The 23,374-nt window shown below is 49.4% G+C and carries 18 protein-coding genes, 3 tRNA genes and 1 rRNA gene; 5 read left to right on the top strand and 17 right to left on the bottom strand.

The window, feature by feature from the left end; all coding sequences use genetic code 11:
• Window positions 1-276: 276 nt before the first annotated feature.
• The 6 genes from rpsR to DXC51_RS09150 all read right to left on the bottom strand — a co-directional run bounded on the left by rpsR (window position 277) and on the right by DXC51_RS09150 (window position 3,183).
• Window positions 277-540 (bottom strand): 30S ribosomal protein S18, encoded by a 264-nt coding sequence (gene rpsR, locus DXC51_RS09125; RefSeq protein WP_025487679.1) that lies wholly within the window; start codon window positions 538-540, stop codon window positions 277-279.
• Between the two features lie 110 nt (window positions 541-650).
• Window positions 651-1,106, bottom strand: coding sequence for a single-stranded DNA-binding protein (locus DXC51_RS09130; protein WP_021634320.1), 456 nt, complete (start codon window positions 1,104-1,106; stop codon window positions 651-653).
• Window positions 1,107-1,201: 95 nt separating this feature from the next.
• A complete protein-coding gene (gene rpsF / locus DXC51_RS09135; RefSeq protein WP_021634321.1) occupies window positions 1,202-1,492 on the bottom strand; it encodes a 30S ribosomal protein S6 in 291 nt (96 codons plus the stop codon).
• A 94-nt stretch (window positions 1,493-1,586) separates the two neighbouring features.
• Window positions 1,587-1,769, bottom strand: coding sequence for a DUF951 domain-containing protein (locus tag DXC51_RS09140; RefSeq protein ID WP_021634322.1), 183 nt, complete (start codon window positions 1,767-1,769; stop codon window positions 1,587-1,589).
• Between the two features lie 128 nt (window positions 1,770-1,897).
• The gene (locus DXC51_RS09145; RefSeq protein ID WP_021634324.1) at window positions 1,898-2,614 is read right to left on the bottom strand and encodes an NAD-dependent protein deacylase; all 717 of its coding nucleotides are present in this window, start codon (window positions 2,612-2,614) and stop codon (window positions 1,898-1,900) included.
• Between the two features lie 134 nt (window positions 2,615-2,748).
• Complete coding sequence (locus tag DXC51_RS09150) at window positions 2,749-3,183, bottom strand: bacteriohemerythrin (protein WP_021634325.1); 435 nt, start codon at window positions 3,181-3,183, stop codon at window positions 2,749-2,751.
• Between the two features lie 336 nt (window positions 3,184-3,519).
• Between DXC51_RS09150 and DXC51_RS09155 the strand changes: the two genes are divergently transcribed.
• Window positions 3,520-4,167, top strand: coding sequence for a gamma-glutamyl-gamma-aminobutyrate hydrolase family protein (locus tag DXC51_RS09155; RefSeq protein ID WP_025487680.1), 648 nt, complete (start codon window positions 3,520-3,522; stop codon window positions 4,165-4,167).
• Here DXC51_RS09155 and DXC51_RS09160 read toward each other — a convergent pair.
• The gene (locus DXC51_RS09160; RefSeq protein ID WP_117544329.1) at window positions 4,154-5,974 is read right to left on the bottom strand and encodes a DUF5722 domain-containing protein; all 1,821 of its coding nucleotides are present in this window, start codon (window positions 5,972-5,974) and stop codon (window positions 4,154-4,156) included. The two genes, DXC51_RS09155 and DXC51_RS09160, sit on opposite strands and share 14 nt — an antisense overlap.
• 174 nt (window positions 5,975-6,148) lie before the next feature.
• Window positions 6,149-7,048, bottom strand: coding sequence for an AraC family transcriptional regulator (locus DXC51_RS09165; protein ID WP_083492914.1), 900 nt, complete (start codon window positions 7,046-7,048; stop codon window positions 6,149-6,151).
• Between the two features lie 166 nt (window positions 7,049-7,214).
• Between DXC51_RS09165 and uxuA the strand changes: the two genes are divergently transcribed.
• From uxuA to uxaC, 3 genes are all read left to right on the top strand, one after another.
• Entirely contained in the window at window positions 7,215-8,288 is a 1,074-nt protein-coding gene (gene uxuA / locus DXC51_RS09170; RefSeq protein WP_117544330.1) for a mannonate dehydratase, read from the top strand.
• Window positions 8,289-8,382: 94 nt separating this feature from the next.
• Window positions 8,383-9,996, top strand: coding sequence for a mannitol dehydrogenase family protein (locus DXC51_RS09175; protein WP_117544331.1), 1,614 nt, complete (start codon window positions 8,383-8,385; stop codon window positions 9,994-9,996).
• A 33-nt stretch (window positions 9,997-10,029) separates the two neighbouring features.
• Window positions 10,030-11,508, top strand: a complete 1,479-nt coding sequence (gene uxaC, locus DXC51_RS09180) for a glucuronate isomerase (RefSeq protein ID WP_117544332.1) — start codon at window positions 10,030-10,032, stop codon at window positions 11,506-11,508.
• A 28-nt stretch (window positions 11,509-11,536) separates the two neighbouring features.
• Here uxaC and DXC51_RS09185 read toward each other — a convergent pair whose 3' ends face one another.
• A complete protein-coding gene (locus DXC51_RS09185; RefSeq protein WP_021634333.1) occupies window positions 11,537-12,694 on the bottom strand; it encodes a serine hydrolase domain-containing protein in 1,158 nt (385 codons plus the stop codon).
• A 178-nt stretch (window positions 12,695-12,872) separates the two neighbouring features.
• On the opposite strand from DXC51_RS09185, the gene cls reads away from it, so the two are divergent.
• Entirely contained in the window at window positions 12,873-14,405 is a 1,533-nt protein-coding gene (gene cls / locus DXC51_RS09190; RefSeq protein WP_117544333.1) for a cardiolipin synthase, read from the top strand.
• Between the two features lie 45 nt (window positions 14,406-14,450).
• Here cls and DXC51_RS09195 read toward each other — a convergent pair whose 3' ends face one another.
• The 8 genes from DXC51_RS09195 to DXC51_RS09230 form a co-directional block, all read right to left on the bottom strand.
• Window positions 14,451-15,299 carry a deoxyribonuclease IV gene (locus tag DXC51_RS09195; RefSeq protein WP_117544334.1) on the bottom strand — a complete coding sequence of 283 codons (849 nt, stop codon included), beginning with the start codon at window positions 15,297-15,299 and terminating at the stop codon, window positions 14,451-14,453.
• A 59-nt stretch (window positions 15,300-15,358) separates the two neighbouring features.
• On the bottom strand, window positions 15,359-16,027 hold the full coding sequence (locus DXC51_RS09200) for a hypothetical protein (protein ID WP_147332354.1): 669 nt from the start codon (window positions 16,025-16,027) through the stop codon (window positions 15,359-15,361).
• A gap of 14 nt (window positions 16,028-16,041) precedes the next feature.
• A complete protein-coding gene (locus DXC51_RS09205) occupies window positions 16,042-18,702 on the bottom strand; it encodes an exo-rhamnogalacturonan lyase family protein (RefSeq protein WP_117544336.1) in 2,661 nt (886 codons plus the stop codon).
• Between the two features lie 72 nt (window positions 18,703-18,774).
• Window positions 18,775-19,446, bottom strand: a complete 672-nt coding sequence (locus DXC51_RS09210; protein ID WP_117544337.1) for a DUF1961 family protein — start codon at window positions 19,444-19,446, stop codon at window positions 18,775-18,777.
• Between the two features lie 307 nt (window positions 19,447-19,753).
• A tRNA-Cys gene (locus tag DXC51_RS09215) sits at window positions 19,754-19,825 on the bottom strand.
• Between the two features lie 38 nt (window positions 19,826-19,863).
• A tRNA-Glu gene (locus DXC51_RS09220) sits at window positions 19,864-19,935 on the bottom strand.
• A gap of 90 nt (window positions 19,936-20,025) precedes the next feature.
• Window positions 20,026-20,097: transfer RNA gene (locus DXC51_RS09225), tRNA-Asn, on the bottom strand.
• Window positions 20,098-20,200: 103 nt separating this feature from the next.
• A 23S ribosomal RNA gene (locus DXC51_RS09230) occupies window positions 20,201-23,083 on the bottom strand.
• Window positions 23,084-23,374: the final 291 nt, after the last annotated feature.

Genomic DNA, 23,374 nt, shown 5'->3' on the forward strand with positions numbered 1-23,374 from the left:
CAGTAAATACAATATGCAGCTTAAGAAAATGAATCCTCAAACAGGCTCTGAGACAGACCCGGCTGTAAATTCTTCCCGCCGGCGTCAATAAATTTCTTCATGTAAAACCGGGGGCCTGGGCCTCCGACACACATATCTTTGATATTATACCATTTTTTAATGCAGAATGCCATACTTTTCGCTTTGTTGGCCTGCGACGTAAAAGACAATTATTTTCATTTTTTCAACAAAAAACAGCTGCCGGATGAATTTCCGACAGCCGCTTTGCTCTTAATATTAGTCTGCTACGTAAGGCATAAGTGCAAGATGTCTTGCGCGCTTGATAGCAACAGTAAGTGCTCTCTGATGCTTTGCACAGTTTCCGGTGATTCTTCTGGGAAGGATTTTTCCTCTTTCGGAAACGTATCTTTTTAATTTATTTACATCTTTGTAATCAATTGTATTATCTTTACCGCAGAATACGCAAACTTTTTTTCTTCTGCGCATGCCGCCTCTTCTCTTCATCGGAGAATCAGATCTCTCTGCTTTATTATAAGCCATAGTATTGCCTCCTATCTGAATCATATAAATCTGTCCGGCCAGTCCGCCCGGAAGTTCCCTTCCACGGCACCGGTCCTCTGTAAACCGGGGGCCGGACAGTCACAATTGCATTAGTTAAACGGCAGTTCCTCGTCGATTCCGTCCGGAATGTTCATGAAACCATCGCCCGGTGCGCTCGGTTCAGGTCTGGATACCTGTGCGGTATAACCGCCGGAATAACCCCCGTCGTTATTCGCCGCAGCATTCTTGCTCTCTGCAAACTCCTGATCTTCCACAACCACGTCGGTAGTGTAAACCTTAACGCCATCCTTATTCGTATAGCTGCCAGTCTGGATACGGCCTGTTACAACGACCTTCGTACCTTTACGGAGATACTTCTCTGCGAATTCCGCGCTTCTGCCGAATGCAACGCATCCGATAAAATCTGCTGAATTCTCGTCGTTGTTGCGGTTGAATCTTCTGTCAACCGCCAGTGTATACCTGGCAATTGCCGTTGCGCTCTCTCCCTGGGAATATCTCACTTCAGGATCCCTGGTTAAACGTCCCATAAGAATTACTTTATTCATATTACCTCCTGTACTGCGAATGCATCCTCAGTACAAATCAAGAAAGCACACCGCATTCGAAAGAAAGCATCTGCCTTCTTTACAAAATCCACTGATTATGCTTCTTCGCGCTTAACAACTAAATATCTCATAACGTTGTCCATAATGCGAATACGGCTTTCGATTTCTGCCGGTGCAGAAGTCGGAGCGTCGAACTGAACTACGTAATAGAAGCCTTCTTTCATTTTCTGGATCTCGTAAGCAAGTCTTCTCTTACCCCATTCATCAACGTTTGTAATTGTGCCGCCGAATCTTTCGATCAGAGCCTTGCACTTGTCCACAACTGCAGCTCTTTCGTCGTCTTCGATTTTCGCATTCACAACAAATGTTAATTCATATTTGCTCATGCTAGTTACCTCCTTTTGGTCTCTGGCCCCCTGCCCGGGAGCAAGGAAATTTATATATCACGAGGTAATATCATATCATAGAAATCCAGCGATTTCAAGCCTTTTCCCGGATTTCCCGGACATTTTTTTCCACAAGCTTCCTGGGAACCATGATCTGATGGCCGCAGCCCAGACACTTGAGCCTGAAGTCGGCGCCCACCCGCAGGACCTCCCATTCCCTGCTGCCGCAGGGGTGCTGTTTTTTCAGTTTTACAATATTCCCTACCTGGATATCCATATTGTCATCCCACCTTTATTCCCGCAGACGACAAACCGGCCCGCAATGCTCCCATCACCCTAAGGCAGCCTCCGCCGCCCGATGTCCCTGTTGCATTGTGCCGATGCCGCCCCGCGGGGTATTTCACTCTACAGCCGGGAGAAAATCTCCCCGATACTGCCCTGCACCACCAAATCCGCCTGTGCATCCCTGGACGTTGGCGTTTTGTTCACAAGTACCAGCTTATTTCCTTCATAATAGTCAATCAGTCCTGCCGCCGGGTACACCGCCAGGGAGGTTCCTCCTATGATAAGCACATCCGCCCTGCTGATATATTCCACGGCCCGGGTCAGCGTCCTGTTGTCAAGTCCTTCCTCATAAAGCACCACATCCGGCTTAATCGTGCCGCCGCAGCTGCACTTCGGAACGCCTTCCGTATGCAGCATATATTCCGCATCATAAAATTTATGACAGCGCTCACAGTAATTCCTGTGCACGCTTCCGTGCAGCTCCAGCACATTTTTGCTTCCTGCCAGCTGATGCAGGCCGTCTATGTTCTGGGTGATAACCGCCTTCAGCTTTCCCTTCGCCTCCCATTCAGCCAGCTTTCTGTGTGCGGCATTGGGCTTTGCGTCCAGGCACAGCATCTTATCTCTGTAAAAACGGAAAAACTCTTCCGGCATCCTCCGGTAAAAGGTATGGCTGAGAATTGTTTCCGGAGGATAATCATAATTCTGGTTATACAGCCCGTCCACACTTCTGAAATCCGGTATTCCGCTTTCTGTTGAGACTCCCGCCCCTCCGAAAAAAACGATATTATCCGTCTCGTCAATAATTTTTTTCAGTTTTTCCCAAGCTTCTTCCATTCCCTCTTCCTTTCCGCATCCCGTCCGGAATGCCCTGCTGTCTCCCGCATGTACAGCCGGTCGCCGCCATAACGGACCATCCTCTCCCGCGCACCCTTCTGCGCCGCAGCAGAACGGCAGCGCCGTCCTGCTGCCTACGGTGCTGCCGTCTGATGCGTCTTCGCAAATTCCACGTACTTCATGTCTTCCTGGGTGATATGCACCTTCCACCATTCCTGCAGGTACTCAAATACCTCTCCCAGCATCTCGTCCTGCGTATCCAGGGAAAGCTGCGGCACACGTTCTGTAAATTCCTGTATTTTCCTGCTGAAGTCCTCATGGTGCCTGATATGTTCCTCCAGCCTGTCATAGCCAATCTCCCGCATGTACTCTTCCTCGTAGGCAAAATGCTCTGCGGTATGGAAACTCAGGTCTTCCAGAATCCTGTTGATATCGGCACATTTAAACAGCATGTTCTCGTCCGTGAAAAGCTGATAAGCTCTCTGCGTCTGGTCCAGCATTCTCGCATGCTGCTGATCAATTGTTTCGTTTCCTGTACGGTATTCATCGCTGACTTCATAATGCTTCATTCTCCGGTAACCCCACTTCCTTTTTCATTTTCCGTTCTGAAACCTGCCGCAGCGCCGCGCGTCTTCCCCCTCTGAAGGACTGCGGCACTTACGAATGTGAGATTAGTATAGCACAACTTTTTTTCTTTGAATACCGTATTATATCAAACGAAAAAAGTTAATTTTTTATCAAAGTCGCGGGGAGGGGCCGTTCCACCTTCCGTGTTCCAAAGCGGGCGGCTGCAGAGGAAAGTCGTATTTTCCTTTTGGTCCAAAGTGCATATAATGGATTACGGGCTATTTAGTCTGAATAACAGGGTGCCGGCAGATGGTATGGCGGCGCCGGAAGAAGGGTTTATGAAAAAAATTGTAATTGCCGGGAATTCCGGCAGTACGGAGAATTATGCAGAGGCGCTCACAAGGCTTGGCGCTTCGTGCACTGTTACGACAGACTGCCGGTTTGCCGGGGATTTTGACGCATTGCTTCTTCCCGGGGGCGGCGATATCGATCCTGTTCTGTTTGGAGAGAGCGACCATGGCTCCCGGAAAATTGAACCTGGGCTTGACAGGAAGCAGCTTGCCATGCTGGATGCTTTTGTTCGCCTTTCCAGGCCGGTCCTGGGGATTTGTAAGGGCATGCAGATTATCAATGTTTATTTCGGCGGCGGCGTAATTCAGGATCTGCCCACGAATTATGCACATCAGTATGACGGCAGGGATCAGGTCCATCCCAGCCATGCGGTTCCCGGATCCATATTTCATCAGCTGTACGGCGCAGATTTCAATGTGAACAGCGCGCATCATCAGGGCATCGGTTCCCCGGGGCGGGGCCTGTCTGTGGTTCAATATGCGCCTGATGGCGTGGCCGAAGGCATTGTACATGAAAACCTGCCTGTTATCGGTGTGCAGTGGCATCCTGAACGTATGTGTTTTGCCCGCAGGCGTGAAGACACTCCTGACGGAAGTCTTCTCCTGTCACATTTTCTTTCGCTCACCGTTTCGTGATTACCTGGTCCCAGCTCTGGATCCCAAGATAATTTCTTGCAAATTCCGTGTAAGCATCCGCCTCCCCGGTATCAATATATTTAAAAGTATCATATATGTATTTCCTGCGCCCGTTCTGGTAGGAAAGTCCCAGGGCCAGCCCCTGGGCCACCTCCTCGGCCGCATCTGTTTCTCTGGATAAAATCATGGCATCAATATACTGATTGTTTTCCGCAATATAGTAGGCATAGGCAAAGGCCGCCGCCTGCACATCCTCCCCGTAGGTGGACGTGAAGCCCATTTCACTCAGCAGGACCGGGCGTACCTCTCCGTCAGGCATCAGGAACTCCTGCTTCTGCAGATAGCTGGTAATGACGTCAATATTGTAAATGGTTACCATGGAGGTGTCCTCAGTTTCCAAAACCAGCTCCCCTGCCTCTCCCGACAGATCCCAGAATTTCGGCCAAGTCATGGGAACAGAATAGGGATGGTGGGCAAGCCCCCAGTCGAAGTTTCCCTCCGCCTTCACGCATTCATTAAAAACATCCAGCAGATCCTTGGAATCATAGCTGCTGTTGGAGCTGAGGTTCCGGTTCCATTGCTGATCCAGGGAAATATAAATTTTGGCGTTGGCATTATGGCTTTTGATTCCATTATAAAACAGTCTTACCGCCTGCGCGTACTCCCTGGCATAAGGCACAATGTCAATATACTTCATATAATTCCAGGTAGAGCGCACGTTCACTTCATTTCCGATAATCCAGTTCATCACTATGCCGTGAGTATTGTCCCGGTACCGTTCCGCCAGAAATGCTGCGATTGCCTCCAGATAGTCCGTCCCCTCTTTTTCCGCCGCATTAAACGCATAATAGTAAGCGCTGCCGCCCCGGGAAAGCGGATGGATCAGCTGCGGGTAGGCATCCGACTTATTGTTCAGGAGAATTGCCGTAATGATGATACCTTTTTCCGTCAGGGTACGGAATACATAATCATACTCCGACACCACATGGCCATTCAATGTGTAATCCTTTCCGTTATAGGTATATGTAATCGTCGGATAATCACTGTGCGTACTGGGACCCAGCAGCCTGGAAATAGGGATATTATAGGCCGCATGCTTCACCCCCAGATCATCCAGCTCCGAAGTGCCCAGCTTCTGCGGATCCACAAGCAGTCCCTTGATGGATTCAGCTTCCGGAAACGGCTCCGAATAATCGGCCAGGGCCTCCGGATTCGTAATATAGCGGGGACTGCTCACAATTTCATATTCCCCGTCCTTCTTCACCGCCACAACAAACTTGGAATACAGCCGGGATTTTTCCGTGTTTTCATATAATTTGGCCGACAGCTGAAAGTTTTCCTTCATTCCTGACCAGGCGATATATTTTTTATTTTCCCCTATGGCATCCTCATAGGTTTCCAGTTCAAACAGATAAAAATTGTGATCATCGCTTTCCGGCAGCTCCTTCACCACGCCGCTCACCGTAAACTGCCCGCCGCCTGAAAGGATTTCACAGGCCTGGATTTCCACCGGGTAATCCCTGGACTCCTCCTGATTATCTGAAAAAGCATCCCCCTCTGCTGCTTCCATGCCTTCAGCGGTTTCCGCCGTCCTTCCCGCTGCCTCCGGGATGACAGAAACCTGCATCCTGCTTCTGCCTTTAAATAGGAATACCCCGGCAATTCCCAGCACGGAAAAAATGAGAAACAGTGCTGCCGCATACATAAAACCTGCCCTGTTCCCCATTTTTTTCTTCCGCTTATTCCGCCCGTCCGTCTGCGCCCGGGGCTCGCCGTCCTTATTCTGATCCTGATTCATCTTTGCCATAATTCCTGTTCCTATATATCTCTACGCCAATTTGCCGTCTTTTTAACTTCCCTTTACTATCCAGTAAACCGGATAATTACGTTTACTCTCTATTGTAACATAAGCTTTGTCCATGTAACAGTATGAATCCTGTCAATTTTTTATGACAAAAAATATCAAATGTGCCTAAAATGCTTATCCCTGCCTGTCTCCCTGCTCCAGATAAGCCCGGTAGCTGGTGGGCGACATCCCATATTCCTTTCTGAAATTCCTCAGAAAAGAGGAATAATCCATAAACCCGCATACTCCCCACACCTCTCCGACAGGTATCCCCTTCTTCAGCTCCTCACAGGCCCGGATCAGCCGCTTGTTATTCAGATAGCTGTGTACCGTCAGTCCCGTCAGCTCCTTAAACCGCCGCAGAAAATAGTATTTGCTCATATGCACATATTCCGCCAGCTCCTCCAGAAGGATTGTCTCGGACATATGCGCTTCAATATACTCATTCACCTTCTGCACCAGCTCATGATGCACCGATTCCTCCTTTGCAAAATAAAAGGAATCCCCCGCACACAGCGCATTCAGATACAGAAAAAACAGCATCAGCTGCGCTTTGTCAAAAATACGCTTTCCCTCCGCCCCATTCAGATCCGGCACTTCCGTCATAACCGCCTTCACCAGCAGGTTCCGCAGGATTTCTTCATAATGCAGCGGAAAATGGTAGGCACAGTCCCCGCCCTCCGGAAAACATCCCTCCAAATCCATCTCCCCATCCCCAAGGCGTTCCAACATCCCCTTACTTATCCACAACACAATCCGCCGTGACCGCTCATGCTTCCCCTCCACATAATGATAATTATGCATCACATTCCTTGGAATCAGCAGAAAGTCCCCTTTTTTCAAATGATACGTCCGGTTATCCACAAGGCTGGAAAACTCCCCCTCCATCACATAAATCACTTCATAAAAGTCGTGATGGTGAATCCGCGTCGCTCCGGTAGGCGCTCCCCGCTTTTCATAAATCTCATAGTCCTCCCCAATCATATACTGCCGCTCATCTTCCCCGCTCATGTACCGCGTCCGTATCGTCCCCATATACAGTCTCCTTCAACAAATCCATATATAACCAAATATTAAAGCAATTTATGCATGAATTCAAGCAATAAATAAAGTTTTCAAGCATTTTTATATAACCTATAATAACCTTATTATCAACGTTCATATACAACGAAAACTCCTGATGAAAGAGAGGACTCCCACTATGCAGATGACTTTAAGATGGTACGGCAGCAAATTCGACACCGTAACCCTGAAACAGATCCGCCAGATTCCCGGTGTAACCGGCGTTATATCCACCCTTTATGATTCCGCCCCCGGAGAAGTCTGGTCCCTGGAAGACATACTTTCTTTAAAAAAAGAAATTGAGGACGCAGGCCTGCAGCTTGCCGGCATCGAAAGCGTCAATATCCACGACGCCATCAAAACCGGCGCACCGGAACGGGACATGTATATCGATAACTACATTACCACGCTGGAAAATCTGGGTAAGGCGGATATCCATATGGTATGCTACAATTTCATGCCTGTTTTTGACTGGACAAGAACCGAGCTTGCCAGAGTGCGCCCGGATGGTTCCACCGTTCTTGCATATACCCAGGAAGCAGTGGACAAACTGAATCCAGAGGATATGTTTGCCTCCATCAGCGCAGATACCAACGGCAGCATCATGCCCGGCTGGGAACCGGAGCGTATGGAAAAAATCAAAGACCTCTTCGCCATGTATGAAAACATTGACGATGAAAAGCTCTTTGCCAATCTGAAATATTTCCTGGAACGCATCATGCCCACCTGTGATAAATACGACATCAACATGGCCATTCATCCTGATGACCCCGCCTGGAGCGTATTCGGCCTCCCCCGAATCATCATTAATAAGGAAAACATCCTCCGCATGATGAAAATGGTGGATAACCCGCACAACGGTGTTACCTTCTGCTCCGGATCCTACGGCACCAACCTGAACAATGACCTGCCCGATATGATCCGTTCCCTGAAAGGCAGAATCCATTTTGCCCATGTACGCAACCTGAAATTCAACAGCCCCACCGATTTTGAAGAATCCGCCCATCTTTCCTCCGACGGCACCTTCGATATGTATGAAATCATGCTGGCCCTTTACGATATCGGCTTTGAAGGCCCCATCCGCCCCGATCACGGCCGCATGATCTGGGATGAGGTCGCCATGCCCGGATACGGACTGTATGACAGGGCCCTTGGCGCAACGTACCTCAACGGCCTGTGGGAAGCTATCGTAAAATCCCACAGCCGGAAATAAGAAATAAAAAAACTGTAACAGTCCCGATAAATGAACTGTTACGGACACCGACCAACCGCTTTCTTATCAAGAAAGGCCAAGAAAGGAAACAATCATGGAATTAACACAAAAAGGACTCCTGCAAAAGGAAAGCTGGCAGGCTGCCGGCTACGATCTTCCGCAGTTTGATATTCCCGCTGTTACACAGCGCACCCTGGAAGCCCCTGAATGGGTTCACTTCGGCGCAGGCAATATTTTCCGTGCCTTCCAGGCAAACGTTGCCCAGTGCCTCCTGAATCAGGGCATTATGAGCACCGGCCTGATCGCCGCAGAAGGCTATGACTATGAAATCATTGAAAAAATGTACCGTCCCCACGACAATCTTGGTATCCTCGTCACCCTGAAGGCCGACGGAACCATGGAAAAAACGGTAGTGGGCAGTATTGTGGAATCCCTGATCCTGGACAGCACCAACGCCCGGGAATACGGACGCCTGAAGGAGATTTTCCGCGCCTCCTCCCTGAAAATGGCCAGCTTCACCATTACAGAAAAGGGCTATAGCCTGGTAAACGGCAAAGGCGAACTGCTGCCTGATATTGCATCCGATTTTAAGGAAGGGCCGGCCGCACCCAAAAGCTACCTGGGAAAGGTGGTTTCCCTCGTATATGAACGCTTCTGCAGCAACGCTCTTCCCATCGCCCTCGTAAGCATGGACAACTGCTCCCACAACGGTGACAAGCTCTATGCCGCAGTCAGCGCCTTTGCGGAAAAATGGGCGGAAAACGGCCTTGTATCCAGGGATTTTGTCAGCTATATCAATGATAAGGACAGCGTCTCCTTCCCCTGGACCATGATCGATAAGATCACTCCCCGTCCCGATCCTGCGGTTAAGGCCATGCTTGAAAAAGACAGCATCGCTGACCTGGATCCCGTCATCACCACGAAAAACACCTACGTTGCTCCCTTTGTCAACGCAGAGGAATGCCAGTATCTCATCATTGAAGACGCCTTCCCCAACGGAAAGCTTCCACTGGATCAGTGCGGCATCATCTATACCACCAGGGAAACCGTGGATAAGGTGGAAAAAATGAAGGTATGCACCTGCTTAAACCCTCTCCACACCTCCCTCGCCATTTACGGCTGCCTGCTGGGCTACACCCTGATTGCGGAAGAAATGAAAAACCCCCTTCTGAAAAAAATGGTGGAGGTTATCGGCTACCAGGAGGGACTTCCCGTGGTGGTTAATCCCGGCATCCTCGATCCGAAGCAGTTCATTGACGAGGTGGTAAATAAACGTATTCCCAATCCCTTCATGCCGGATACACCGCAGAGAATCGCTACGGACACCTCCCAGAAGCTGCCCATCCGCTTCGGCGAAACCATCAAGGCTTATCTGCAGAATCCTGACTTAAAGGTGGAAAGCCTGAAAATCATCCCTCTTGTATTTGCAGGCTGGCTCCGCTATCTGATGGCTGTGGATGATCAGGGCAATGCTTTTGCTCCAAGCGCCGATCCGCTGCTTGATACCGTCCGTCCTTTTGTAGCAGATTTCCGTCTTGGCGGGCTTCCTCAGGATCTGTCTTCCCTGGATTCCCTGCTCTCCGATTCCAAAATCTGGGGCGTGGATCTGTTTGAAGCAGGGCTGGCCGATCTTGTTAAGGATTATTTCAGGCAGCTGTGCGCCGGTACAGGCGCCGTAGAACGCACCCTGGAAAAGGCTCTGGGCTGATTTTCCGTAAGGAACCTGAAAAGGAGAAAATACATGAAAGAATTCATGAATGAAGATTTCCTGCTGACAACGGAAACGGCACGCCGTCTCTATCACGACTATGCGGAAACGATGCCGATATTTGACTTCCATAACCACCTCAGCGCACAGGAAATATATGAAGATATCAATTTTTCCAACATTACACAGGCATGGCTCTACGGCGACCATTATAAATGGCGCGCCATGCGTACCTATGGATTCCCGGAAGAGCTGGTAACAGGCCCCAAAGGAGACTCCCGCACACCGGAAACCCCAGGTGCAAACCAACCCGGCTGCTACCATGCAGATGCCGGAAGTATGGATTACCGCCGCTTTAGCGCCTGGGCGGAAACCATTGAAAATTCCATCGGCAATCCTCTCTATCACTGGACACACCTGGAGCTGCAGCGTTATTTCGGCATTACCGAACCGCTTTCCTCTAAAACCTGTGATAAGCTTTGGGAGGCCTGCAACGAAAAGCTCTCCCGGCCGGAATTTTCCGTTCGTAATCTTCTGAAAATGCAGAATGTCAAAGCGCTCTGCACCACCAATGACCCCTGCGAGGATCTGGAATATCACCGTAAGCTGCGTGAAGAAGGCTTTTCTGTCCGGGTTCTGCCCACCTTCCGCCCCGACAAGGCCTATCTTATCGGGAAAGAAGATTATCCGGCTTACCTGGCCGCACTGGGAAAAGCCTGGGGATATCCCATTAACAGCCTGTCCGATTTAAAGGAGGCCCTCGTTTCCCGCCTGGATTATTTTATCCGGGAAGGCGGCTGCCTGCTTTCCGACCACAGCCTGGAGGGCGCGCTCTTCGCCCCTTCCACTGATGAGGAAGCACAGGAAATTTTCGAAAGGCGGATGGCGGGTGCGGCGCTCACCGCAGATGACCGCCGCCGTTTCCAGGGAAATATCCTCACCTTCCTGGGAAAACAGTATGCCGCCAGAAATATAGCCATGCAGCTACACATTGGCGCCCTGCGCAGCAATTCCAGCCGGATGCTCCAGAAGCTCGGGCCGGATACGGGCTTTGACAGCGTGGATGATTTCTGCTATGCGGGCGAACTTTCCGCCCTGCTCGATTCCATGGACCGCACCGACGAGCTACCCAAGACCATCCTCTACTGCCTGAACCAGAAAGATTATGAAATGCTTGCCTCCATGTGCGGTAATTTCCAGTCCGCTCCCCACCGGGGAAAAATACAGTTCGGCACCGCCTGGTGGTTCTGTGACAATAAAAGAGGCATGGAGGCCCAGCTCGACGTTCTGGCCAACCTGAGCCTGCTGCCAGTGTCAATCGGTATGCTCACCGATTCCCGCAGCTTCCTTTCCTTCCCCCGGCATGAATATTACCGGCGGATCCTCTGCAATAAAATTGGCTGCTGGGTGGAAGACGGCGAATATCCCTGCCATATGGAATTTCTGGGAAAAATGGTGCAGAATATCTGTTATCACAATGCCCTTAAATATTTAACAGGAGCGGATGCCTAGGCACCCGCTCCCTTTCTTATTCCATATTCTACAAGACTCCATATACTATATTTCTGATTCTCGGATGAATATACGCCTCCCTGTTTGGAAAAAGATTATGCATATACACCAGAGACAGCTTTTCCGCCGGATCAATCGATACATAGGTTCCCAGCATACCTGTCCAGCCGAATTCCCCCACAGAGCTGTTAACGCCTGCGGAAGGATCCATAAGCGTTCTCACACCGCAGCCATAGCCGTAGCCTTCCAGATAGGGATTCCTGAATTCCTTCAGCTGCTGTTCATTCAGCTGATTGCAGCGCATCAGATCTATGGTTTTCCTGCCCATGATTTTTCTGCCCTGATATTCGCCCCCACAGGCCAGCATCTGAGTGAGTGCAAGGTAATCCCTCACTGTGGAAAACAGCCCCGCGCCGCCGCCTTCATACTTCGCTTCAGGCTCAAACAACTCATCCCTCTGAAAATAAGGGCTGGCCTCCCTGCTGCCGTCCTCCTTCAGCAGATACGTTGTCACCATACGTTCCCTGATATCTCCAAAATAATGATACCCCGTATTCTTCATATCCAGAGGCTCAAACAGTTCCTCCTTCAGGAACTGTCCCACACCCTTTCCTGATACCACTTCAATCAGCCCGGCAACCAGCTCATGCCCGAAGCCATACAGCCAGTGCGTGCCCGGGTCAAAGGCAACCGGAACCTCTGCCATGGCCTTGATTTCCTGCTGCAACGTATATTCTCCCACGTTTGCCCTCAGCTGCGCCCGCACCTTTTCCGCGGCCTGATGCGTATAGTCGGTCCCGCCATAACCGATACCCATGGCCATGGAAAAACAGTCCCTGATCAGAATCGGCCGTTTTGCCGGACGCACCCGGTAACTCCCGTCCTCCTCAGGCTGTGCCACCATCGTATCCTTCCATTCCGGAAAATACTCATAAATCGGATCATTAAGAAGGAATTTTCCCCTCTCCAACAGCATCATGGCTCCCGTACAGACAGCCACCTTTGTCGTGGAATACTGCCGGTATACACTGTCCGCGGTAATTGGCTCCCCACTTTCCAGATCCTTTACTCCATGATACTCCTCAAAAAGAATTTCACCGTTTCTTGCCACCGCGCAGCCGCAGCCTGCAGGCCCCTGCTCCAGGATCTCCTCCAGCAGCCTGCTCAGTTCTTTAAAATCCGCCATAATACCCCTCCTGTTAAATTTTTATTACAAGCATTATTTTACCACAGGAATCCGGGAAAGTGTACGTGAAAAGAAATTCAGGACGAATGGACTTCCCGGGCCTGAAAGAGTATAATCTCCTATAATAAGTCTTATCTGCCTGCATTTTTACTTCAGAGAAATATAAAGGGGGATGCACATGAGAAATATTCTTAAGGTTATTTTCGGACGTGTTTTATTTACCGTACTCTGTCTGCTCATACAGCTGGTATGGCTCATCGGGCTTGTATGGAAGCTGAACCAGTACTATGTATGGTTTTCCGCGGTGTTTGATATCATCGCGCTGATCGTAGTGCTTCGCATAAATGCAAAAAGCGATTTCTCCGCCGCCAGGCTTGTATGGACCATCGTTATACTGGCGCTCCCTGTTTTCGGAATCTGCCTGTATCTGATGTTCGGCAGGACCGGCCTCACCAAACGTACCCGCGCCATATATGAAAAGGTGCAGAAACGCTTTGCCTGTGAGCTTTCACAGGATGAGAACGTGCTGGGCGCCCTGAAGGAGAATAATATCTATATCCACAATCAGGAATACTATATCCAGTCCTCCAGCGGCTACCCTGTTTACCAAAATACCGATGTCTCCTACTATCCTCAGGCGGAAGCCGCCCTGGAAGCCCTTCTGGAGGATTTGGGAAACGCCCGGGAATTTATTTTTATGGAATATTTTGCCGTGGAGGATACCCAGGCCTTTCACCGCATTGAAGAAGTACTCCTTCGGAAGATTTCGGAAGGCGTTGAAGTACGCTTTATCTATGACGATTTCGGAAGCATTGGCTACGTCAAGCCTGAATTCATGCGCCGCCTGAACCGGCAGGGAATCCAGTGCCGTATTTTCAACCCGCTGGTGCCCTTCCTCTATATTTTCATGAACCACCGGGACCACCGGAAGATTACGGTAATCGACAACCGGATCAGCTATTCCGGAGGCTTTAACCTGGCCGATGAATATTTTAACATCACCCATCCCTACGGACACTGGAAGGACACCGGAATCCGCCTGGAAGGCGACGCCGTAAGAAGCCATACCATAATGTTTTTGGAAATGTGGAATTTTATCCGCGACACGGATACCGCCTGGGATAAATATCTTACCTCCTGCGCCCCCTTCCAAAGCCGGCAGGGAGGCTACGTACAGCCCTACTCCGACACGCCCCTGGACAATGTCACCCTGGGCGAAAATGTATATATGAACATCCTCAAAAATGCCACCGATTATGTATACATCTCCACCCCCTACCTGATTATCGACAATGAAATGCAGAAGGAGATGTGCATGGCGGCTGAAAGAGGCATCGATGTGCGTATCATCACTCCCGGCATCCCTGATAAAAAACTGGTATTCCTTCTCACCCAGTCCTATTACACCGCACTCATCCGCTCCGGTGTCCGCATCTATCAATATACCCCCGGCTTCATCCATGCCAAAGGCTATGTGTCAGATGACCAGACCGCTGTGGTGGGTACAATTAACATGGATTACCGCTCCCTTTACCTGCATTTTGAATGCGGCGTATATCTCTACGGCTGCGATGCCGTGATGGATATCAAAAAGGATTTCTGCGATACCTTTCCATTATGCACGGAAATCGGCATTGATTACTGCCAAAAGCGCTCCGTATTCGTCCGCTGCTTCCAGTGCATCCTCCGCCTGTTCGCACCTCTGCTGTGAAATATATCATATTTATCTTTTTGTAACTGAAATCGGGAAAGCCGCCTATTCCCCGCAGGCGGCCTCCCCGATTTTTTCTTTTATCATTCTTATTTCCGCTTTATGGCCCTCATCGTCCAAAGGCGTTTCCGTATAAAAAGGAAGCTCCCTTACCGCCGGATGCTTCATAAAACTGATGAGCGCATCCAGTCCTATCATACCCGCTCCAATCGGGGAATGCCGATCCTTATGAGAACCAAACGGCATACTGCTGTCATTAAAATGAACCGCACGCAGCAGTTCAAGCCCCAGCACCCTGTCAAATTCCTCCAGCACCCCTTCCAAATCATTCACAATATCATATCCCGCCGAAAAGACGTGACAGGTATCCAGGCAGATCCCTACCCGTTCGGGATGCTCCAGCCCATCCCGTATGGCCTTCAGCTGTTCAAACCTTGCGCCGATTTCCGTTCCCTTTCCTGACATGGTTTCCAACAGCACCGTAATATTCTCCCTGCCAGTAATCGCCTGGTTCAGCCCTGCGGTAATATTCTTTATCCTTTCCTCCACACCAATTCCCGTATGGCTGCCCGGATGAAACACGATATTTTCTATTCCCAGCGCATCCATCCTGGCAATATCCTCCCGCATAACTGTGCAGGCGAATTTATATACCTTCTCCTGCGCGCTGGCCAGGTTCATCGTATAGGGGGCATGCGCCAGCAAAGGGCCGAAATGCTTCTCTTTCCTGATGCTCTGGAATTTATCTATTTCCGCCGGCTCCGGAACCCTGAAATTGGATCCCCTGGGATTGCGGCTGAATATCTGCATCGTATTCGCTTCCATTTCCACTACGTTTTCCGCCGTTTTGGCCAGTCCTCCGGCGATCGACATATGCGTTCCTATTATCAGCATGTTTTCCCTCCTTATCCGTTATATAGCTGCTGGGTTTTTATTTTGTTTTATCTTATCCCTTAATCATCCCCCGCTGCAACCGACAGAAGCTGTTCAATAATTATAAAATTACTGCCGCCCGCCTTCTCCCTGTCAAAATGGCTTTCCGGATTAACCGCCAGCCATTTATCAATTACCTCCGAAGCTTTCTCCATACCGGTGATATTCACCATATTCTTCGGTTCCTCAAAATAGGAAAACAAAATATTTTCATGCAGGCTGATAAACTGATACTGATCTCCCTTTAAAAGCCCCTCTTCCACTATGGCCTGATGCCAATAGGTATAGGAAAACATCTTCTCCGGATACAGAAATGCAATTCTCCCGATCCTGTTTTTCTTTCCCTTCCGGCTTTCCATCCAGCTGTCCGCATCCTGTGGGACACTGTGCCAGTAAATAGAATACATCGGCGCCCAACAGGTTTTGCCGCCCTCCTCAGGCCAAAGCTCCAGACAAGCTTCCAGCGGTTTCAAAAAATCCGCCGGAGACACCCCTTCCTCCAATGCTTCATAGTATAGGAAACACATATCTCCATGATAGTATACGGAAGCCGTAAGCAGTCTTCCACTCTGAATCAGCCTCCTGACCTCCTTCTCAGCCTCCGCTGCCGCCATGCACAGCCTCGTTCCCTCCCTTGCATCTTCCTTCAGGCAGCCGCGGAACTGCCTTCTAATCACTTTTTCAGCCACAAAATCCTCCTTTCTCATGCCTTCCTGAAGCTTCCTTCATCCAATCCCGCCGCCAGCCTGTCCGCCTCCTGCAAAGTCTCCGGCAGATATTCCCGAATAAATTCCAACGCACAAATCACATTCAGACACCACTGTGCGGCAAAATTCGTGGATATCCAGGGAATCTCCCTCAGCTCCTCTTGATTTCCCCGCCCGAGTACCGCCGTCGTTTTAAAACCATCATGGCATCCCCCGCCAATCAAAGCATGCAGCAAATGCATCCAGGTACGTTCCGCCAGCGCTTTATCACCCAGCCTTTCTGCACCATAGGCTCCCATGGTGGCAGCCATAAACGGCAGGCTAAATTCCCGCTCTCCGATCAATCCCCCTGATTCCTTCATCTGCTCCTCCCTTGGCAGATAATAAAATCTTCCATACTCCGCCATCATCTGCTTCCAATCCTCATCCTCAAGCAAATCCGCCATTTCCATCCAAATCTGAGGCGCTCCCATACAAATCTGCAGATGGGTTCCTCCCGCGGCCCGCTCTCCGATATAACGCAGATGCACACTCTCCGGATCAAATTCAAAATCCGGTCCGGAAACAAGCCTAAGCGGAGCCTTCCTGATGTCATTCATCCCAACAATTATTTTATCCCGATATACAGTATCGTTTTTCCGTTCCCACTCCGTCAGCCAGTTGGCACAAAGAGAAGACCAGTCCGGCCCGCTTCTGGCGTGGCTTGGATAAACCATCTCCTCCTTATCATAGAAATCCCCCAAAGGATCCCTGTTCAAAAAGGTCCGTTCATTATCCTTAAGTTCATCAAAAATATCCTCAAACCGCCGATCCCCCGTCAAATAATAATAAACCCGATGATGCCCGGCCATAGCGATTCTAGCTTCCTTGCACGGACACCCCCAATGCCTCACATTATGGCGTGACCCCAGCCCCTTATACCTGCCAATATGATACACATCCACCTCAGACGCATGCCTGGACAGCTTTTCCGCCAGAAGGAATACATCCTCCCTGCCGGTCCTCAGAAATGCATACCAAAGCCACAGTGTCGGAACCAGCTCCGTGTTATCCCACGCATAACCGCCGCAATCATACCGCCACTGGTGTCTTTCCCGATCATAAGTATGCATGAAATCCCCATAATTAAACATACCATACCAGTTCCTCTGCTTTACCTCATCCCGGTAAAAATCCGCCGCCCTGTCAAGCTGTTCCTCCAGCCAACGCTCCACTTCCGTATCTCCTCCCGGCAATGACCACCGCCCAAAGGCTTTCATCTCATGGTAAAACTCCGGCGTTCCCACATAATGCACCGGAAACTTCACTCTCTCTGCAAAAGAAACCACCTCCTCATCAGAGGGAATCACAGCTTCTGCCGCCGCTACGGAAAACTCACTCGTACAGGCAATACCAAAGGGATCCGCCCCTTTATAATCATAGCCCTCATAATATACCTGGTTGTATCCCCGATTCGCATAATGCCTGAAATCCATCGCCACCGCCTCCGGTGACCAGAGCCACACCACGGCCTCTGCTGTATTCCCCGTCATTCCTGAAAAGGTATAACCAGAAGGATATTTCTCCCAGAAATCACGAATAGAAAACAGCACTGAACCATGCTCCGACCCCAACGCCGCGCCGCCGTTGCTTCTGCCGCCATGCAGGCAATCAATATAACAGCAATTCTCATCCTTTATCTTCTTTTTTACACTGAAATGACTGACACTGTCCTGCGTAAAAACAAATTCATCCCAAAAAGGCATATCCCTGAGTACGGTATTCACCACCTCCCCGTCCTCTCCCTCAGGACAAAGCATTTCCCCCCTCATCTGTGCCTCATAAATTCCATCCGGCACTCTTGGCCTCCAGGATAACAGGTGTGCACAGCTCTCATGAAATACCCCATAATCCCCTTCAAATTTAACATGCCTGTTATACACCGGCCCCGACAAAGGCGCCAGGAAACGGATCCCAAGCCCTTTTAAAAAGTCCCTGTCCTCCTCCCCATCATACAGAAAAGTATGCTCAAATCCAAGCTCCGGACTGTCATAACCGATCCTCATCCGAATAACAAAAGGTATCCTTCGCTCCCCATCCTCCCTGATATGTGTTCCTTCATACCTGACAATAGCCTGCAAAGGACCTCTCTCTTCCAATGTTATTCCCAGAATAAGCGCCTTATATTTTCTGATACGCACAAACTCTTCTTCCCGTCCTTTGTCATGTTCTTCCAGGAGCAGCACCGGCTCCGCACCTGTCAGCACCTCCGTCCCCCGGAAGGAAAACCTGCTTAAAAGGCTGCCTGTCCCTTCCTCCAGAACCACCTCTGCCGCCCCGGCATGTATAATAATCTTTCCTCCCTGCCTCTCAACCGTCAGTAACTGTAACTCCGTATGACCACCCTTTCCACCAGCAACAGCCCTCACCTCAATCTCATCCGCCAGCAATGCGCTGTCAGCCGTATGAGCTGTCCATTTTACCGTACCATCAGGCCAGTAAGCGGTAATCCTCGACTGCACAGGAACAGCAACAGAATCCTCATCCGGCTTCTTCTCATCTCTGTAAATATTCTCCAGACAAAAATTGCTGTCCTGCAAACAGCTTCCTTTCTCCCACATACATCCCCATGTTGTATAACCTTTTTTAATTCTATTACCCAAATTATGTAATCTCATATTTCCTTCTCCTTACTTTCCTCTCCTTACTTTCCTCTCCTCACGTACTTAAATACTGCTTCTCCAAAACAATTATTTTATCTGATATACCCTCAGATTTCTATACTCCGCAGTGAGCGGAGCCAATTGACGGAATCCAATTTTTCCTCCATCCAGTAAAGCCCCACATGTAATTCCATCATCTATATATGTAAATATACTCAATTCATTAATGGTAAACTCTATCCTGTTTTCCTTTTTTATCACTGCAAGCCTGTAAAAATCCACTACATCCTCAACTCCCGGAATCGGATCCGCCCCTTGGGCAACAAGATAAAATCCGCAGCTTTTACGAAGATTACATGTATGAAATACCCTCTCCTCCGGCTCTTTTCTGCGAAAATAGGAGACATGGAACGCATTGATATCACCGCTGTGATACTGCGGATACTCCCCTGTTCTTTCAGCAAGAGACGGATCGAACAAATCCCGGTTTCCTTTTCCCGCTGCTGCAAAAAACAAAATACAAAGGCCAACATCACTTAACGGTCTGAATTCCCATTCCACCCGGATATCCTTTGGGAATTCCTTCGGACACCAAAGCACAAAATTTGCCATCTGTCCCAAACCTGCCTCCAGCGCATTTTTCATACGCATACACCCATTCTCAAAGGTAATATCCGCCTTACCTTCCAGGACGAAGTCCTCAATATCCTCCTTTTTTGCGAATAGATTCTCATAAATTAAATATTCAGTTTCTGCCATATCGTTTCTCCTTCTTTTCCCACACCATCTTTTCCTATGCAACCTTTTCTACTACCTGATGCTATTAACCAAATTTTCATACAATATTTAACTCATCAAAGTGTCTTTCCTCAATTTAATTATAAATACCTCCAGTCTTTCTGTATATGTTGAAAGTATTGCATATCCTTGAATATCTTGACGTTTACTCCTTGAAATAAAAAAGTCAGCAGTATGAAACTGCCAACTCTATATTTATCTGTTCCTGGCTAAGTTGATTCTTAAATCACAACAAAAAAAAGAACCAGATTTCTCTGATTCTTTGAAGAGGCGTAGACCGGATTTGAACCGGTGGATACTGGTGTTGCAGACCATTGCCTTACCACTTGGCTACTACGCCTTACTTAATTTTATTATATGCTGAACAATTTCAAAAAATGACTCCGACGGGAATCGAACCCGTGTTACCGCCGTGAAAGGGCGATGTCTTAACCGCTTGACCACGGAGCCTCTTTTCCTTTTTGGATTCCCTTCTCCAGGTCTCCTCTGTGGAGATTCCTCTCCTTCTTTCGCTCCTCCGGACTTAAGCCTTCACAGCACCTCCCCGAGTAGGGCTCGAACCTACAACAACTCGGTTAACAGCCGAGTGCTCTACCATTGAGCTATCGAGGACTATCTCTTTCCTCTGCATCTCTCTATAACCAGATGTATGAACCCATACCCTCAAAACCGAACATTGAATCTAATCTCTTTTCTCTCCAAAACCTGCTTCTTTCAGGATAAGCCCTCGACCGATTAGTACTGGTCAGCTACATACATTGCTGCACTTCCACCTCCAGCCTATCTACCTCATACTCTCTAAGGGGTCTTACTTATTGGGATATCTCATCTTGAGGGGGGCTTCACGCTTAGATGCCTTCAGCGTTTATCCCTGCCGGACTTGGCTACTCTGCCATGACGTTGGTCGTCAACAGATACACCAGCGGTCCGTCCATCCCGGTCCTCTCGTACTAAGGACAGCTCCTCTCAAATATCCTCCGCCTGCGCCGGATAGGGACCGAACTGTCTCACGACGTTCTGAACCCAGCTCGCGTACCGCTTTAATGGGCGAACAGCCCAACCCTTGGGACCTGCTACAGCCCCAGGATGCGATGAGCCGACATCGAGGTGCCAAACCACTCCGTCGATGTGAACTCTTGGGAGTGATAAGCCTGTTATCCCCAGGGTAGCTTTTATCCGTTGAGCGATGGCATTCCCACTTAATACCACCGGATCACTAAGTCCTACTTTCGTACCTGCTCCACCCGTCGGTGTCACAGTCAAGCTCCCTTATGCCTTTGCACTCTTCGGATGGTTTCCAACCATCCTGAGGGAACCTTTGAGCGCCTCCGATACCCTTTCGGAGGCGACCGCCCCAGTCAAACTCCCCGCCAGACATTGTCCCCCGCCCGGGTCACGGGCGCAGGTTAGAAATCCAATGCTGCAAGGGTGGTATCCCAACATTGACTCCATGATTACTGGCGTAATCACTTCTTAGTCTCCCACCTATCCTGTACATACAGCATCGAATCCCAGTATCAAGCTGGAGTAAAGCTCCATGGGGTCTTTCCGTCCTGGCGCAGGTAACCAGCATCTTCACTGGTACTTCAATTTCACCGGGTGCATTGTCGAGACAGCGCTCAAATCATTACGCCTTTCGTGCGGGTCGGAACTTACCCGACAAGGAATTTCGCTACCTTAGGACCGTTATAGTTACGGCCGCCGTTTACTGGGGCTTAAATTCGGAGCTTCGTTGCCTGACTCCTCCTCTTAACCTTCCAGCACCGGGCAGGCGTCAGCCCATATACCTCACCTTTCGGTTTCGCATAGACCTGTGTTTTTGCTAAACAGTTGCTTGAGCCTATTCTCTGCGGCCTCCTTTCAGAGGCACCCCTTCTCCCGAAGTTACGGGGTCATTTTGCCGAGTTCCTTAACAATGCTTCTCCCGCCGGCCTTAGGATTCTCTCCTCATCCACCTGTGTCGGTTTACGGTACGGGTATCATATGAACAATAGCGGCTTTTCTCGACAGCCGGCCCGCCTGCTTCCCTACTCTAGTTCGGTACGCATCACGGCTTCAGATTGCCAGACGGTTTTTCCAGTCTGACTCCTACTCCGCTTGCACCGGTTTTCCCTTTCCCGGCTCAGGCTTTCCTTCTGTGTCCCCACAGTTCTGTCATATGATAGTACAGGAATCTCAACCTGTTGTCCATCGGCTACGTCTTTCGACCTCGCCTTAGGCCCCGACTTACCCAGGGCAGATCAGCTTTACCCTGGAAACCTTAGATATTCGGCCTGGAGGATTCCCACCTCCATCTCGCTACTCATTCCGGCATTCTCTCTTCTTACCAGTCCACAATACCTTACAGTACTGCTTCCTCCCGGTAAGATTGCTCCTCTACCAATACAATTACTTGTATTCCTAAGCTTCGGTGTCGTGTTTCAGCCCCGGACATTTTCGGCGCAGGACCTCTCGACTAGTGAGCTATTACGCACTCTTTGAATGTATGGCTGCTTCTAAGCCAACATCCTAGTTGTCTTTGAAATCCCACATCCTTTTCCACTTAACACGTACTTTGGGACCTTAGCTGTAGGTCTGGGCTCTTTCCCTTTTGACTGCCCAACTTATCTCGTGCAGTCTGACTCCCGTACATCATACCTATGGCATTCGGAGTTTGATATTCTTCGGTAGACTTTGACGCCCCCTAGGAAATTCAGTGCTCTACCTCCATGGCATTAATACGAGGCTAGCCCTAAAGCTATTTCGAGGAGAACCAGCTATCTCCGGGTTCGATTGGAATTTCTCCCCTATCCACACCTCATCGCCACCCTTTTCAACGGATGTGCGTTCGGTCCTCCATTGTCTTTTACGACAACTTCAACCTGGACATGGATAGATCACCCGGTTTCGGGTCTGCAGATGCTGACTTCACGCGCTATTGACACTTGGTTTCCCTTCGGCTCCGTCCCTTAAGGACTTAACCTTGCCAGCACCCGCAACTCGCCGGACCGTTCTACAAAAAGTACGCGGTTGTACCCTTAAGGTACTTCCACAGCTTGTAAACACAGGGTTTCAGGTTCTCTTTCACTCCCCTCCCGGGGTCCTTTTCACCTTTCCTTCACAGTACTATGCGCTATCGGTCACTAAGGAGTATTTAGCCTTACGGGGTGGTCCCCGCTTCTTCCCACAAGGTTTCTCGTGTCTCGTGGTACTCTGGATACTGCTGTCCTCACTCGGTTTTCGCTTACGGGGCTTTCACCCTCTCTGGCCGGTCTTTCCAGGACCGTTCTGCTAACCTTGTTCGTAACGTCTGCAGTCCGAACCCCAGCATGCACGCACACTGGTTTGGGCTCTTCCGTTTTCGCTCGCCGCTACTCACAGAATCGATATATTTTCTTTCTCTTCCTCCGGCTACTTAGATGTTTCAGTTCACCGGGTTCCCTCCGCATACCTATGGATTCAGTATACAGTGACGGAGGTTTGCTCCGCCGGGTTTCCCCATTCAGACATCTGCGGGTCACGGGATATTTGCTCCTCACCGCAGCTTTTCGCAGCTTATCGCGTCTTTCATCGGCTCTTAGTGCCAAGGCATCCGCCCTGTGCTCTTTACAGCTTAACCTGTTGTAACTCGTCCTTTTTTGGTCTCGTTACCAGCATACATAGCGTTGTATGCCTTTTATTTGAAATCTTCATTTCGTTTTTGCTTGTTTTGGATGTCTTCTCGTTTATCTTCTTCTATCTGGTTGGTTCTTACAAACCAACTTTTTAGACGTTGATACTTTAAGATTATTTTCAATATTCGGTTTTCAAGGTACATTCCTGACTGAAATTTTATCAGTCATTCAAAATCAGGATTTTTCCTAATCTTGAATCACTGGTAAAACCAGTGTATCTAAAGCTTTACGCTTAT

It is taken from the genome of Eisenbergiella massiliensis (assembly GCF_003435485.1).